Genomic DNA, 14,037 nt, shown 5'->3' on the forward strand with positions numbered 1-14,037 from the left:
AAGGCGCAGAGGCGATGCGACCGGGACGTGCAGGTTGACGTCTGGTGACATGGCCGCTGCGACTTACCGCAGACAAGTGTTCTGACACGTGAGGCCCGACGATGAATCGCAAGACTATCCTGACATGCGCCATCACTGGCGCGGGTGATACCGCCAGCAAGAACCCGAATGTTCCGGTGACGCCGAAGCAGATCGCCGATGACTGCATCGCGGCCGCCAAGGCCGGTGCCAGCGTGGCTCACATTCACGTGCGTGATCCGGAGACCGGCGGCATCAGCCACTCCACCGAGCACTTCCGTGAAGTCATGGACCGTGTGCGTTCCGCCGACACCGACATCGTCATGAACATCACTGCAGGTGGCGGCGGCGACTGGATTCCGGACGTCAACGACCCGACTCGCGGTGGCCCGGGCACCGACATCCAGACCCCGGCCGAGCGTCACGCGCCGATCCAGGAACTGCTGCCGGAACTGTGCACCCTGGACTGCGGCAGCCTGAACTTCGGCGACATGGTCTACATCAACACCGCTGACTGGCTGCGCGAGCACGCTCGTCTGGTGCAGGCCGCTGGCGTCAAGCCGGAGCTCGAGTGCTTCGATCTGGGCCACGTCTGGTTCGCCCGTCAGCTGCAGCAGGAAGGTCTGCTCGACGACGACCTGCTCTTCCAGCTGTGCCTTGGCATCCCGTGGGGCGCGGAAGCCGACACCGAAACCATGCTGACCATGAAGAACAAGCTGCCGACCAACTCCAACTGGGCTGCCTTCGGCATCGGCCGCATGCAGATGCCGATGGTCGCACAGGCCGTGCTGCTGGGCGGTCACGCTCGCGTCGGTCTCGAAGACAACCTCTATCTGTCCAAGGGTGTGATGGCGACCAACGCGCAGCTGGTCGAGAAGTCCTCCGGCATCATCGAGAACCTGGGTTCCAGCGTGATGACCCCGGCCGAGACGCGTGAATTCCTCAAGCTGCGTGATCCGTCCACCGGCAAGACCGCTGGCGATATCGCCGCACTCGAAACCGCTGGAGGTGTCGCATGAGCCAGTTGTCTGTCGTAGGAACCGGTGTCATCGGCAATGGCTGGATCTCTCGTGCGCTGGCCAATGGCTGGGATGTGGTCGCCTTTGACCCGGCGCCGGACGCCGAAGCCCGTACTCGCGCCTTCGTCGCGAATGCCTGGCATGCACTGGAAAAGGATGGCCTGGCAGAGGGTGCCTCCGTCGAGCGTCTGCGCTTCGCCGCGACCCTCGAGGAAGCCGTGATCGGCGCCGATCTGATCCAGGAGAACGTGCCGGAGCGCCTGCCGCTCAAGCAGGAAATCCTCAGCGCCATTGATGCCGCTGCCGAAGAGCACGTCGTGATCGGCTCTTCCACCTCCGGCTTCAAGCCGACCGATCTGCAGCAGGACTGCAAGAAGGCACCGGGCCGCGTCATCGTCGCTCACCCCTTCAACCCGGTCTATCTGCTGCCGCTGGTCGAGCTGGTCGGTGGCGAGCACACCTCACCGTCACTGCTGGAAGGCGCTCGCGATGACTACCAGCAGCTGGCGATGCGTCCGCTGATCGTGCGTCGCGAGATCGAAGGTCACATCGCTGACCGCCTGATGGAAGCGCTGTGGCGGGAGGCCCTGCACCTGGTCAACGACGGCGTCGCCACCACCGAAGAGATCGACGCGGCTGTCGTCTATGGCTGTGGTCTGCGCTGGTCGCTGATGGGCACCTTCCTGACCTTCCACCTCGCGGGTGGCGAGCAGGGCATGCGTCACATGCTCGAACAGTTCGGCCCGGCCCTGAAACTGCCGTGGACCAAACTCGAAGCACCGGAACTGACCGACGAGCTGATCGACAAGGTCGTGGAAGGCTGCGAATACCAGGCAGCAGGCCGCCCGGTCGCCGAGCTGGACCGCCGCCGCGATGACTTCCTGGTCGAGCTCTTGAGCCTGACCCGCAAGTACTGGCCGGAAGCCGAAGGCCTCGAGGGGCGTATCTGATGGACCTGCTCGAGATCACGGTGCCGCATGAGTGGGTCGACTATAACGGCCACATGAACGATGCCGAGTACGCGCGCGCCTTCTCGATGGCGGTCGAGGCGCTGATGGAGCACGTGGGCCTGGGGGAGGAAGGTCGCAAGGAGCACGATCTGACCATCTACACCCTGGAGACGCACCTGTGCTATCTGGCGGAAGCGCACGAGGGCCAGATGCTCAAGGTCAAGGTGCTGCTGCTGGACCATGACGCCAAGCGCCAGCACGTGCTGTTCACCCTGACCGATGCCGATGGCGGCGAGATCGCCACCAGCGAGCAGATGTTGATGGCGATGAGCATCAGTGGCGGTCGTCCCACCCCCTGCCCAGAAGCGGTCGCGGAGCGCATTGCCGCCCTGCCCCAGTCGGCAGACAGCGATGACTGGCCCAAGGCGGCCGGTCGTCGTATCGCCATCCGCCGCAAGACGGCCTGAGACATGTGACAATCGGTGTCCGATTCGGATAACAAGTCGCTGATTCAGCGTCGAAACCCGCACCCTGCCAGTCTTCTGGCGGGGTGTTATTGTCTTGGGACACCCGCCGAGAGCCGATTCATGACCATGACGCCTTCCCCCATCACCTGTCGTACCTTCATCAATGACTTCGCACGTGGCATGGATGAAATGGTAGAGATGCCGCTGGCAGACGCCCGCAAGCGCTATGAACAACTGTGCCAGCAACTTGGTGCGCCACTCGCGGAGGGCATCACGTCTCATGAAAATCATGTCGAGGTCGCCGGCCGCGCGACGCCGCTGCGCCTGCGCCACTTCATCCCGGAGGTGGCACGCAAGGCGGATGGCAACCTGCCGGCACCGGTAGTGTTTCTGCACGGCGGGGCCTGGCAGATAGGCTCGCCGGAGAGCCATCAGGGCATCGCCTCCAGTCTGGCCGCCCAGCTGGGGCGTGAAGTGGTCAGTGTCGATTATCGCCTGCTGCCAGAAGCCAGCTATCGTGACGCACTGGCGGATTGTCTGGCGACCATCGAGCACCTCTCCGCCACTGTCGAACCGGTGGCCATCGTCGGTGACAGCGCCGGCGCTCGACTGGCGATGGATGTGGCGCGCCGACTCGATACCGAGATGCCCAACATCGGCCTGCAGGGCACGCGCATGCAAAGCCTCGGCACCCACGGCGCGGAAATGGAGAAGGCCCACCATCAGGAGAATCCGCCCCCCGAGAAGCCCACACGCTATGTGCTGGGGCTGATCTACCCGCCGATGGACCCGGTCTTCGTGCTGGCTAAAGAAAATGAGTTCGCGCTTGGCTCGGACGCCCCGCTGCTTGGCCGTGAGGAAGTGGTCAGCATGTGGCTGACCGTCGCCGAAGGCGACCGCTCTGCCAGCTACTCGCCCTCGCCGGCCCATTCCCAGCAGCCGCCGGCACGCCAGATCGAAGTGCTGGCCGCCGAGCATGATCCGCTGACCCAACCGCTGGAAGCAGCGTTGGATGTCTGGCGCTGGCGCGGTGCCGATGTCGGTTATCGCTGCGCACGCGGCATGGTGCATGCCGCACTACATGCGCATCACGCGCTCCCCGAGATGCAGCACGCCTGGCGGGCCTTCTGTGAAGCCCTCGATCGACGCCTGTGCGACCTGGACTGACGCAGACTTCCCGCGCACATATGGATACCCAGCTACGCAAACGCCCAGCCAAGAGCACCGTGACTGGGCGTTTGCGTGACAGGCGGCAACGTTCGAGCCTCAAGTCGTCGCTTCCGTTCTCAGACTGGCCGCTGACATGAAGCGCAGCTCGATGGCGACCGGGCACTGACGGATGCGCTGATGCCACTCTTGCTCCAGCCGCTCCCGCGTCATGCCCTGAGACGAATCATCCGTCAGCACGACCACGACGATCAATCTGAAATTGGCCTCCAGGATGCGGTCCACCAACAGCGCTTCGTAGAGCAGACTTTGCAGCACCGTCTGCGCTCTGGCGTAGTGCTTGAGCACCTTCACTTCAATGAACGTGAAGGGAGCACCATCCCCCTCGAGCAGTGCATCAAAGCAGGCATCGGTCTCGCCGACACGCACATGCCGCGTCATCGCGCCGCTCGTACTACCGCCACCACCCGCCGTGGAGGACTCCTGCATCTGACGCAGCACCGCATCCTTCAGCCGGGTCACCTGCTGGCGATGATGATCCAGATGCTCGGCACGCGATAACGGCGCCTTCTCGTCGGTGCCGCCCTGAGGGCTCAACAGCTGCGCAACATCGGCATCGTCGACGGCCTGACCGCTATCCTCATCTGCGGCTGATACCTGAGCCTCGGCGTCTACTCCGCCCTGCTGCCAATCACTCTCCCCCAGCGACGCCTGCACCTCGCGAGTCAGACGCTGCTCCTGCTCAGCTGGCGATAGCGTGCGCATGAAGGAGCGGTCCTTGTCGTAATCCCCCGGCGCATACAACTTGCCGTGATGATGCGTCACGAGTCGATAGAACACCGCCAGCACCAGCAGCGGAAACACCACGATGAAACCGATCAGCGGCCAACGCTCCGCCACCGTCAGCATCTCGGCCGCCGAATTCAGCAACAGACTCGCGAAGCCATAGATCAACGAGATGAACAACGCGATGATCCCCAGCGGGTTTCGCGCCAACTGCCGGGCATATTTCACGAACTGCATGCGCGCTCCATTCCTTGGGGCTTGCTGAGAGCATCTTCATGTAATGGAGGCGAGCAGCCTGATAATGCAAGAGGCCCGCCTCACCACTGCATCACGATTAACGTCAGCGTCATCACGCCGATGGCGACCAGCCAGGCCTCAGCGCGTCTGGCGAGGAGAGTGCCCGAAGTGGTTGCGGTAGGCTCGCGAGAAGCTGGAGCTGGAGGTAAAGCCGCTCGACAGTCCGACCGAGAGAATATCGAGGTCGGTTTCCTTGAGCAGATGCCGCGCCCGCTCCAGGCGCAGCCGCAGGTACCAGGCTCGCGGCGAGGTCGACAGCTCCTGCTCGAACAGGCGCTGCAACTGGCGCAGCGAGACGCGACAGCGCTTGGCCAGCTCCTCCAACGACAAGGGGGTGTCCAGGTTCTGCTCCATCAGGGCGACCGCATCGACCAACTGGCGCTTGTGGGTGCCCAGGCGGCGCGCCAACGTCATGCGCTGCTGGTCCGTCCGCGTGCGCATGCGGTCGTGTACCAGCTGCTCAGAGACATCCACCGCCAGCGCCGTGCCGTGCCGGCGGGCAATCACATCCAGCGCCATGTCCATCGCGGCTGCCCCACCGGCACAGGAAAAGCGCCGCGCGCCCAGCTCGAACAGCTCATCCGAGGTACTGATGGTCGGGAAGCGCTCACGAAACGCCGGCAGGCTTTCCCAGTGCAGCGTGACGCGCTCGCCATCGAGCAGTCCTGCCGCCGCCAGCAGAAAACACCCGGTATCCAGGCCGCCCAGCACACAGCCTCCACCATCGAGACGATGCAGCCAGCCCGTCAGGGCACGATTGAGGTGCGCCTCGGGCTCGAAACCGCTGCACACCGCCAGCGAAGGCAGAGAGCGAATGTCGAGAATGCTGTGGTCGGCGACCAGCGTCATGCCACTGGAAGACGTGACCGGCTGGCCATCCTCACTGATGAGCAGCCAGCGAAACAGCGGCTTGCCACTGATGCGATTGGCGATGCGAAGAGGCTCCACGGCCGCGAAGAACGCCATCATCGAGAAGCGTGGCAGCAAGAGAAACCCGATGGTTTCCGGTAGTGGGCCGATGTAATCGAGTCGCATCGTGCAGTGGCTCCAGAGAGTGAGAAGGTGAATCCGCCCTGCCCGGCGACTGAGCGCAAGCAGCGTCAATGACATCCTGAGGGCAAGCCCCTGAGGTGCAGGCTCGGCTCACGCCCCTGCACCGCCGGAATGATATCCCGAAAGCGCCCATCAGACGGCCAACATTGTCGCTTTCGGGCAATAAAGAGTCGTATCACATCAAGAATATCATTGCATAATTTCTGTCTCTCAGACAGCTGCAACGCTCCTGCGCGATAGACCCTGCCAATGCGTCGGCGTGACCAAATGGGCTCGCTGGCGAACGCGCTCTCGCGACACAGCCAATTTTCCAGAAGCTGTAGCCATCAAAATCATTTCCATACATAATATATTGTAATGCTTTGAAGGAGTTAGCGTCTTTCGCCGCCTCTCGACAATCATTCACGTCTTCATCTCGTTGCCTTATCGACAACAATTTTTCGCAACAGATGAACGGTCATTCCGCCGTGACCGCGACAGGGAACGCTGGCCCTACGACCAGCTCGAACAGGAGATATTGCGTGACCCCACCTCAGCCTGATCCCGCCTCACCTGACATTGCCAGTACCAAAAACGCCAGTAACAAAAACGCCACCTCCAACAACACCACCTCTGGCGGCAGCGCCTCGGCAATCGTCGGTTCTCAGCGCTACCATTCACCGGACCTGAGCCTGCGCGTCGAGACCTCCGGCCCGCTCAAGGGCATGCACAAGGGCATGACCCTGACCTCCGCCGGCCTGCTGCTGCTTTTCGTTCTCGCCACCGGCCTGGCTCCCGAACTGTCCTCCAGCCTGTTCGGCGCCGCGCGCGCCTGGATCGAATCCACCTTCGGCACCTATTACCTGGTGACCATCGTCGGTCTGATCGGCCTGTGCATTGCCCTCGTCTTCTCCCCCTGGGGCAAGCTGCGCCTGGGCGCGCCGGATAGCCGCCCCGAATTCTCGCGCTTCACCTGGGTCTCGATGCTGCTCTCGGCAGGCGTCGGGATCGGCATCCTGTTCTTCGGCGTCGCCGAGCCGATGCTCTACTTCGACAATTCCGGCGGCTTCGGCTATCCCAACAACCCGCACGCTGACCTCGCCGGCCATATGGCGATGGATCACGCCCGCGCCGTCGACGCGCTCAAGCAAGCCTTCTTCCACTGGGGGCTGCACGGCTGGGCGGTCTATGTCATCGTCGGCATGACGCTGGCCTACTTTGCCTATCGCCGCAATCTGCCGCTGGCACTGCGCTCCGCGCTCTATCCGCTGATCGGTGAGCGCATCTACGGCCCCATCGGCCATGCCGTCGACATCATGGGCGTGCTGGGCTGCGTGTTCGGTATCGCCACCTCGCTGGGGCTGGGCGTCAGTCAGATCGCCGTCGGCCTCAACCGCCTGACCGGTATCGACTCGGGTATCGGCACCCAGGTCGTATTGATCGCGATCATCAGCGTCATCTCCATCGTCTCGGCGGTCTCCGGCGTCAAGCGGGGTATCCGCATCATTTCCGAGCTGAATGTCGGCGTGTCCGTCATCGTGGTCGGCAGCTTTCTGATCGGTGGCCCGACCCTGTGGCTGATCAGCATGTTCGGCGAGACGGTCGTTTCCTACGTGCGTGACGTCATCCCCATGGGCCTGTGGGTCGCGAGCACACCGGTCGAGCGCGACTGGCAGGATGCCTGGACCATCTTCTACTGGGCCTGGTGGCTGGCATGGGCTCCGTTCATCGGTCTGTTCATCGCGCGTATCTCCAAGGGCCGCACCCTGCGTGAATTCATCCTCGGCGTGCTGATTGCCCCGCCGCTGATCATCTTCATCTGGCAGACCCTGTTCGGCGGCACCGCCCTGCATCAGGAACTGAACGCAGCCATGGGTCCGGGCACCGGCCAGCTGATGGGCATGATTCGCGACTGGAATCTGCCAGAGGCGCTGTTCGCCACCGCAGATGCGCTGGTGAGCAATGGCATTCTCAGCACCGTGCTGACGTCACTGCTGATCTTCCTGCTGATCAGCTGGTTCGTGACCAGCTCCGACTCCAGCACCCTGGTCATCACCACCATCCTGTCGATGGGCGATGAAGACCCGCTGCCGCGTCACCGCATCTTCTGGGGTGTCTGCATCGGCTCCGTCGCGGCGGTGCTGCTGATGGCAGGCGGGCTCAAGGCGCTGCAGACGGTCCTGATGGCTGCTGCCTTGCCGGTCAGCTTCGTGATCCTCGCCATGACGCTTGGCCTGCTGGTCGCGCTGGTCGATGAATCACGCAGTGCAATCAAGTCGCGTCGTCGGCCCAAGAGCGGCCCGCAAGCCACGCCGCGAGCGGTCAGCCAGACCAACGCGGGCTAAGGACTGCAGAAGAGTCACACTCTTTGGTAGTGATTTGTCATCATCAAGTCACCAATGCCCGCTCAGGCCAACACCTGAGCGGGCATTGTCATTTCTGGCATCTTTTGCATGCCCTTGACGTCGTGTTGCGGCAAATAGCCGTCGCCTTTCTTCAACGCCCACACACCGCACCTGACTAGTCTGGAAGGCGCAACCCTCGGCCTGACAGCCGGTTGCGTTGCTGACAGGACACTGACAGCAAAGGTGCCCAGCTAGGCACGCATGACACTCTTGGCACTCTCGTGATTGGCCATCCCCGGCATTGGCCTGATCGAGAACACCACCCCCTACTTTCGCCACTGGCCTTGCCCGTACCGCTTTCGCTCTCAAGGCTTCAAGGCATTCAGGCCGCAGCAGGAGCGACAGCTCAAACAGCAATTAGAACGACAGCTCACACAACAACTACAACAATTCAGGAGTCTTCTCATGGCAGCGACAGACCATGATCCGCTCGGTGATCACGCACCACCCCCTTCGCAGAACAATGCCCTCACGGCACATCTCCATGTGGAAACCAGCGGCCCGCTCAAAGGCATGCACAAGGGCATGACCCTGACCTCGGCCGGCCTGTTGCTGGCATTCGTCGTCGGGGCCGGCCTCTCTCCCGATGGGGCGGCCGCCATCTTCGGTGCCGCACGCAGCTGGATCGAACATACCTTCGGTACCTACTACCTGGTGCTGGTGGTCGCGATGATCGCCCTGTCGTTGGCACTGGTATGCTCGCCCTGGGGCAACCTGCGCCTCGGCCCCAAGGATAGTGCCCCGGAATTCTCGCGCTTCACCTGGATCTCGATATTGCTGTCGGCAGGAGTCGGCATCGGCGTGCTGTTCTTCGGTGTCGCGGAGCCGATGTTCTATTTCGACAACTCCGGTGGCTTCGGCTACCCCAACAACCCACATGCGGATCTGGCCGGTGCCACCGCCATGGACCACGCCCGCGCCGTCGAGGCGCTCAAGGTGGCCTTCTTCCACTGGGGGCTGCATGGCTGGGCGATCTACGGCATGGTCGGCATGACACTGGCCTACTTCGCCTATCGCAAGAAACTGCCGCTGGCGCTACGTTCAGCGCTCTATCCGCTGATCGGTGATCGCATCTACGGCCCGATCGGCCATGCCGTCGATATCATGGGCGTGCTGGGCTGCGTGTTCGGTATCGCCACCTCGCTGGGCCTGGGCGTCAGCCAGATCGCGGTGGGCCTCAATCGCCTCACCGGCCTGGATGCCGGCATCGGCACCCAGCTGGCATTGATCGTCGTGATCAGCGCGATCTCCATCGCCTCGGCGGTCTCCGGGGTCAAGCGCGGCATCCGTTACATCTCGGAGCTCAATATCGGCGTGTCGATCATCGTGGTCGGCAGCTTCCTGGTCGGTGGCCCGACGCTTTGGCTGATCTCGCTGTTCGGCGAGACGTTGCTGGCCTATCTGCGCGATGTGGTGCCGATGGGGCTGTGGGTCGCCGAGACCCCGGGCGAGAGCAGCTGGCAGGAAGGCTGGACCATCTTCTACTGGGCCTGGTGGCTGGCGTGGGCGCCTTTCATCGGACTGTTCATCGCCCGCATCTCCAAGGGCCGTACCCTGCGGGAATTCATCCTGGGCGTGCTGATCGCCCCGCCGCTGATCATCTTCATCTGGCAGGCGCTGTTCGGCGGTACCGGCCTGTATCAGGAGCTGACGGCCAGCATGGGCGCCGGCAGCGGTGAGCTGATGACGCTGGTACGCAACTGGAACCTGCCCGAAGCGCTGTTCGCCACCGCCGATGCCCTGACAGGCAACGACGTGCTGGGCATCATTCTCTCGGCACTGCTGATCTTCCTGCTGATCAGCTGGTTCGTGACCAGCTCGGATTCCAGCACTCTGGTGGTCACGACCATCCTGTCGTTGGGCGATGAAGAACCGCTGGCGCACCACCGTATCTTCTGGGGCATCTGCATCGGGCTGGTGGCCGGTACGCTGCTGATGGCAGGCGGACTCAAGGCGCTGCAGACCATCCTGATGGCTGCCGCCCTGCCGATGAGCTTCGTGATCGTGGCAATGACGCTGGGCCTTGTGGTGGCGCTCTATCAGGAATCCGGCAACGCACTGAAAAGGTTCAGGAAACCTGCACAGCATCACACAGGCCCTTGAGCCCACTCAAAGCCCCTCACTCGACCCGAGTCCGTCGTGCCAGCAGGCAACGGCGGGTCTTGAGCCATGTCTTTCACGTCAGGCGTTGCACGAAACACATAATGTCGTGTTATGGAAAATACTGGTCGTCAATAAACAAAAATTCACCAGAGGGCAGGATAGGCTTATGAGGTCCTTGCCACCCACAGGAGTCAGCCATCGTTATCTGCCCTCGCTTGACGACTTATTGCTGCCGCCAGCTTGCCAGTTCGACAACAACAACTTCAGGAATCGCGCTCTCATGACGACCGACACTTCCTCCTCCCGCCAGCCCGAGGCCACCACGGATTCCGTCTGCGGCCTGGGGGACACAGACTCCGCCAAGGGCAAGTACCTGACCTCGATCGCCACCGTCGCGGTCATCACGCTGCTGATCGGCGCCGCCGCCCTCTTCCCGACGGGATTTCTCGCGGCCCTGGACGCCGTCAAGACCTCGGTGATCGGCAACTTCGGCTTCATCTTCACCTGGCCGGCCTTTGCCGTGTCGCTGCTGCTGGTCGCGGTCTGCTTTACCCCACTGGGCAAACTGCGCTTCGGCGAAGGCGAACCGGAATTCCATACCCTGAGCTGGATGGGCATGCTGTTCGCCACTGGCATGGGTATCGGCCTGCTCACATGGGGCGTGCTGGAGCCCAAGTATCATACCGATGCCGGACAGAGCACCGACATGGCGCTGCTCAACGCCTTCAATCACTGGGGCCTGCTCGCCTGGGCGGGCTACTTGGCCATCGGCGCGCTATTCGCCCACGCCATGTACAACATGCAGATGGCCAAGCCCGCCGAAGAACTGCTGGGCAACGGCCTGTGGAGCAAGCTCAACCTTGTCAGCCTCGTCGTTTCCACCGTCATCGGCCTGTCGCTGTCCTTCACCTACGCGACCACCCCGATCCAGCAGGGGCTGGTCAAGCTGGTCGGCATCGAGTTCAGCCCGACCCTGATCATCTGTGTACTGGCCATGTGCGCTATCGTCTCCTCCGCCTCGGGCCTCAAGCGCGGCATCAAGTGGCTGAGCAACTACAACACTCTATTCGCCATCATTCTGATGATCGGCGCACTGGTGCTGACCGTCCCCGGCGACATCCTCTCCACCTTCGTGCGTCTGGTGCCGGAATACCTGCTCAAGTACCCCGCAATGGCCACCGATATCGGCCTGGGCGATCCGGAGCGCAAGACATGGCTGGCTGACTGGCTGTATGCCTTCGAGGCGGCCTGGTATGGCTGGTTCATCTTCACCGGCGTCTTCATCGCCCGCATTTCCAAGGGCCGCACCCTGCGTGGCATGGTACTGGGCGTGATGCTGGTGCCGACCCTGTTCTCATGCCTGTGGTTCGTGGTGTTCGGTCTCGGCAGTCTGAGCCTGGGCGTCGATGACGTGTTCAAGCTGATCGATACCATCGACACCACCGGTATCCTCTCACTGATACTGACGCTCAACATCCTGCTGTTCTTCATCACCAGCGCCGACTCCGCGGGCTTGGTGTGCGAGATGCTGACCGTCAAACGCTCACGCGCCTTCTGGATCATCGCCATGGCCGCCCTGGCCGTCGTGGTCAGCTGGCTGGGCGGCGATGTCTACAAGACCCTCCTGAGCCTGATCTCGGTCGCCGCCATCCCCGTCGCCTTCGGCATCTTCGCCCTGGTGATCGCCTTCGTGATCCGCGTACGACGTGATCGGGCCTCCCAGGCAATCCCGGCACCGGCGACACTCGCTCAGCGCTGAACCGCCATGGCGTGAGGTGATCCGCAGCGCACACTAGTGCGATGCCGTCTGCCCAACACAACGGCCCTGCCCTCGAATGAGGTGCAGGGCCGTGTCACGTCTGATGGACACCTTTTTTCGCTACCCGCCACGAACGACACGTCTTGCGCCTTCGCCGCATTGACAGTCCATCAGCACACACTGATAGGCTGAAATGACTGGCAGAACGCTGGATTTTCAGCGCTTCATGCTGGAAAGACATCAAACATCCACAAGCCTTGCTGGCGTTTGTATTGCTGACAAGGCCATGCGGACATCGCCATTGCGCTCTGGCATGTGCCGAGTGCAATCCGATGCAAGGTGAAGCAAGTGCCTTGCCATTCGGAAGATCGTCTTGCCCAGCGACTGCCTCAAGTCGTCACCCAACAATCACAATGACGTAGACAGGTAATGACATGTCCCCGACTTCACAGCAGAGTCCTGGGCAGCAGAACGCTGCTCACCCGCCCAATGACGCATCACACGTAGCGCCTGGCTCCCCTTCGCTGACATTCCGCTTCGGTGCCTGGGGCGCCGCCATCCCGTTGATCTTCTTTGTCGTCTGGGCAATCACGACCAGCGTGCTGGGGCTGTCCTCTGAAATCGGCCTGGTCATGGGGGCACTGTTCGGGCTGACCCTCGGTCTGTTCTTCTGCACCAGTCGCTGGGAGGACTATGCCAACGGGCTGTTCGATGGGCTGACGCAGCCCATCGGGGTGGTCGCCATCGTCGCCTGGTTCTATGCCGGGATGTTCGCTCAGGTTCTGCAGGTCGGGGGACTGGTCGAAGGGCTCGTCTGGCTGGGCGGCATCTCGGACATGACCGGGGGCTGGTTCGTCGGGCTCACCTTCCTGCTCGCAGCCGTGTTCTCGACCGCTGTCGGTACTGGTTACGGCACCACGGTCGCCTTCTGCACGCTGATGTATCCGGCCGGTATCGCGGTGGGCGGTGATCCCACCCTGCTGTTTGCCGCAATTCTGTCCGGTGCCATCTTCGGCGATAACCTGGCCCCGGTGTCAGACACCACCATCGTCTCCGCCACGACCCAAGGCGCGGATGTCCCCGGCGTGGTGAAAAGCCGTTTCAAGTACTCGATTGCAGCAGCCTTGCCGGCGCTGGCGTTGTTCGTGATCTTCGGCGGCAGCGAGCAAGGCGGAGTCACCGACCCCGCGGCGGTTCAATCGATGCAGGAGGCCGCCGATCCAGCGGGACTGATCATGCTGGCGCCCTTTGCACTGGTACTGATACTGGCACTGCGTGGACAGCACCTGCTGACCTCTCTGACCTGGGGCATCCTGCTCGCCATTCCTGTCATGCTGATCGCCGGCACCGGCAGCCTGCCACAGATCATCGCCTTCGATTCCGAGGCCGATGGCGTCATGACTGGCGCATTGGTTCGCGGCGTCGAAGGTTACGTCAACATGGGCATCCTGATCCTGCTGATCGTCGGTGCGGCCCACCTGATGACCCTCGGCGGCACCATGGAGCATGTCACGCGCCTGCTGATGCGCTGGATCAAGCAATCCATGCGCCGCGCCGAGCTGGCCATCTGGGGGATCGTGGCGCTGCTCAACAGCGCCATCACCATCAATACCGCCGCCGAAATCGCGGCCGCGCCCTTCGTGCGTGCGCTGGGCACCCGGTACCGCATCCATCGCTATCGCCGCGCCAACATGCTGGACGCCGTGACCTCCGCACTGGGCTACATCTTCCCTTGGGGGGCACCGGTGCTGTTGGGCTGGTCGACAATCCAGTCCATGCAGGGCACCTACGATTGGCTGCCCACCGTCTCGCCGACCGCCGTCTTCCCGTTTGTCTTCCAGGGCTGGTTCCTCGTGGCCATCATGCTGCTGGCTGCCATTACCAGCTGGGGGCTGACCTTTGAGGACGAGGATGGCAACGAACTCAAGGAGCACCCGGCCAGCTGAGCGCCCGATCCGCACCACGCCGCTGACAGACCCCGACTACGCTGAAAGCCTGTGCCATCACGTTTCCCGCAGGCGTTCAGCGTCCATC

10 protein-coding genes are annotated in these 14,037 nt (G+C 62.7%); 8 read left to right on the forward strand and 2 right to left on the reverse strand.

The window, feature by feature from the left end; translation table 11 throughout:
- Positions 1–101 precede the first annotated feature (101 nt).
- From AC5WNJ_RS09610 to AC5WNJ_RS09625, 4 genes are all read left to right on the forward strand, one after another.
- Entirely contained in the window at positions 102–1,037 is a 936-nt protein-coding gene (locus AC5WNJ_RS09610) for a beta-keto acid cleavage family enzyme (protein WP_131432243.1), read from the forward strand.
- Positions 1,034–1,987, forward strand: a complete 954-nt coding sequence (locus AC5WNJ_RS09615) for an L-carnitine dehydrogenase (RefSeq protein WP_175090373.1) — start codon at positions 1,034–1,036, stop codon at positions 1,985–1,987. The genes AC5WNJ_RS09610 and AC5WNJ_RS09615 overlap by 4 nt, the downstream gene beginning before the upstream one ends.
- Positions 1,987–2,454 (forward strand): thioesterase family protein, encoded by a 468-nt coding sequence (locus AC5WNJ_RS09620; RefSeq protein WP_175090374.1) that lies wholly within the window; start codon positions 1,987–1,989, stop codon positions 2,452–2,454. Before AC5WNJ_RS09615 ends, AC5WNJ_RS09620 begins: the two co-directional genes overlap by 1 nt.
- A 120-nt stretch (positions 2,455–2,574) precedes the next feature.
- Positions 2,575–3,621 carry an alpha/beta hydrolase gene (locus AC5WNJ_RS09625; RefSeq protein WP_254627175.1) on the forward strand — a complete coding sequence of 349 codons (1,047 nt, stop codon included), beginning with the start codon at positions 2,575–2,577 and terminating at the stop codon, positions 3,619–3,621.
- A 99-nt stretch (positions 3,622–3,720) separates the two neighbouring features.
- Here the strand turns inward: AC5WNJ_RS09625 and AC5WNJ_RS09630 are convergent, their stop codons facing one another.
- The gene (locus AC5WNJ_RS09630) at positions 3,721–4,644 is read right to left on the reverse strand and encodes a hypothetical protein (protein WP_175090375.1); all 924 of its coding nucleotides are present in this window, start codon (positions 4,642–4,644) and stop codon (positions 3,721–3,723) included.
- 138 nt (positions 4,645–4,782) lie between these two features.
- Positions 4,783–5,739 (reverse strand): GlxA family transcriptional regulator, encoded by a 957-nt coding sequence (locus tag AC5WNJ_RS09635; RefSeq protein WP_054557162.1) that lies wholly within the window; start codon positions 5,737–5,739, stop codon positions 4,783–4,785.
- 539 nt (positions 5,740–6,278) lie between these two features.
- Between AC5WNJ_RS09635 and AC5WNJ_RS09640 the strand changes: the two genes are divergently transcribed.
- From AC5WNJ_RS09640 to AC5WNJ_RS09655, 4 genes are all read left to right on the forward strand, one after another.
- The gene (locus AC5WNJ_RS09640) at positions 6,279–8,081 is read left to right on the forward strand and encodes a BCCT family transporter (protein WP_282627926.1); all 1,803 of its coding nucleotides are present in this window, start codon (positions 6,279–6,281) and stop codon (positions 8,079–8,081) included.
- A gap of 465 nt (positions 8,082–8,546) precedes the next feature.
- On the forward strand, positions 8,547–10,244 hold the full coding sequence (locus AC5WNJ_RS09645) for a BCCT family transporter (protein ID WP_175090376.1): 1,698 nt from the start codon (positions 8,547–8,549) through the stop codon (positions 10,242–10,244).
- A 280-nt stretch (positions 10,245–10,524) separates the two neighbouring features.
- Entirely contained in the window at positions 10,525–12,003 is a 1,479-nt protein-coding gene (locus AC5WNJ_RS09650; protein WP_175090377.1) for a BCCT family transporter, read from the forward strand.
- A gap of 434 nt (positions 12,004–12,437) precedes the next feature.
- Positions 12,438–13,949, forward strand: a complete 1,512-nt coding sequence (locus AC5WNJ_RS09655) for a Na+/H+ antiporter NhaC family protein (RefSeq protein WP_176677302.1) — start codon at positions 12,438–12,440, stop codon at positions 13,947–13,949.
- The last annotated feature ends 88 nt before the right edge of the window (positions 13,950–14,037 follow it).

The organism is Cobetia sp. PDI-23MA (assembly GCF_059507735.1).

Bases quoted from the DNA above. Each gene is read 5' to 3' on its own strand.
- AC5WNJ_RS09655 (WP_176677302.1), top strand. From the start codon at position 12,438: ATGTCCCCGACTTCACAGCAGAGTCCTGGGCAGCAGAACGCTGCTCAC.
- AC5WNJ_RS09625 (WP_254627175.1), top strand. From the start codon at position 2,575: ATGACCATGACGCCTTCCCCCATCACCTGTCGTACCTTCATCAATGAC.
- AC5WNJ_RS09630 (WP_175090375.1), bottom strand. From the start codon at position 4,644: ATGCAGTTCGTGAAATATGCCCGGCAGTTGGCGCGAAACCCGCTGGGG.
- AC5WNJ_RS09635 (WP_054557162.1), bottom strand. From the start codon at position 5,739: ATGCGACTCGATTACATCGGCCCACTACCGGAAACCATCGGGTTTCTC.
- AC5WNJ_RS09615 (WP_175090373.1), top strand. From the start codon at position 1,034: ATGAGCCAGTTGTCTGTCGTAGGAACCGGTGTCATCGGCAATGGCTGG.
- AC5WNJ_RS09650 (WP_175090377.1), top strand. From the start codon at position 10,525: ATGACGACCGACACTTCCTCCTCCCGCCAGCCCGAGGCCACCACGGAT.
- AC5WNJ_RS09610 (WP_131432243.1), top strand. From the start codon at position 102: ATGAATCGCAAGACTATCCTGACATGCGCCATCACTGGCGCGGGTGAT.
- AC5WNJ_RS09620 (WP_175090374.1), top strand. From the start codon at position 1,987: ATGGACCTGCTCGAGATCACGGTGCCGCATGAGTGGGTCGACTATAAC.
- AC5WNJ_RS09645 (WP_175090376.1), top strand. From the start codon at position 8,547: ATGGCAGCGACAGACCATGATCCGCTCGGTGATCACGCACCACCCCCT.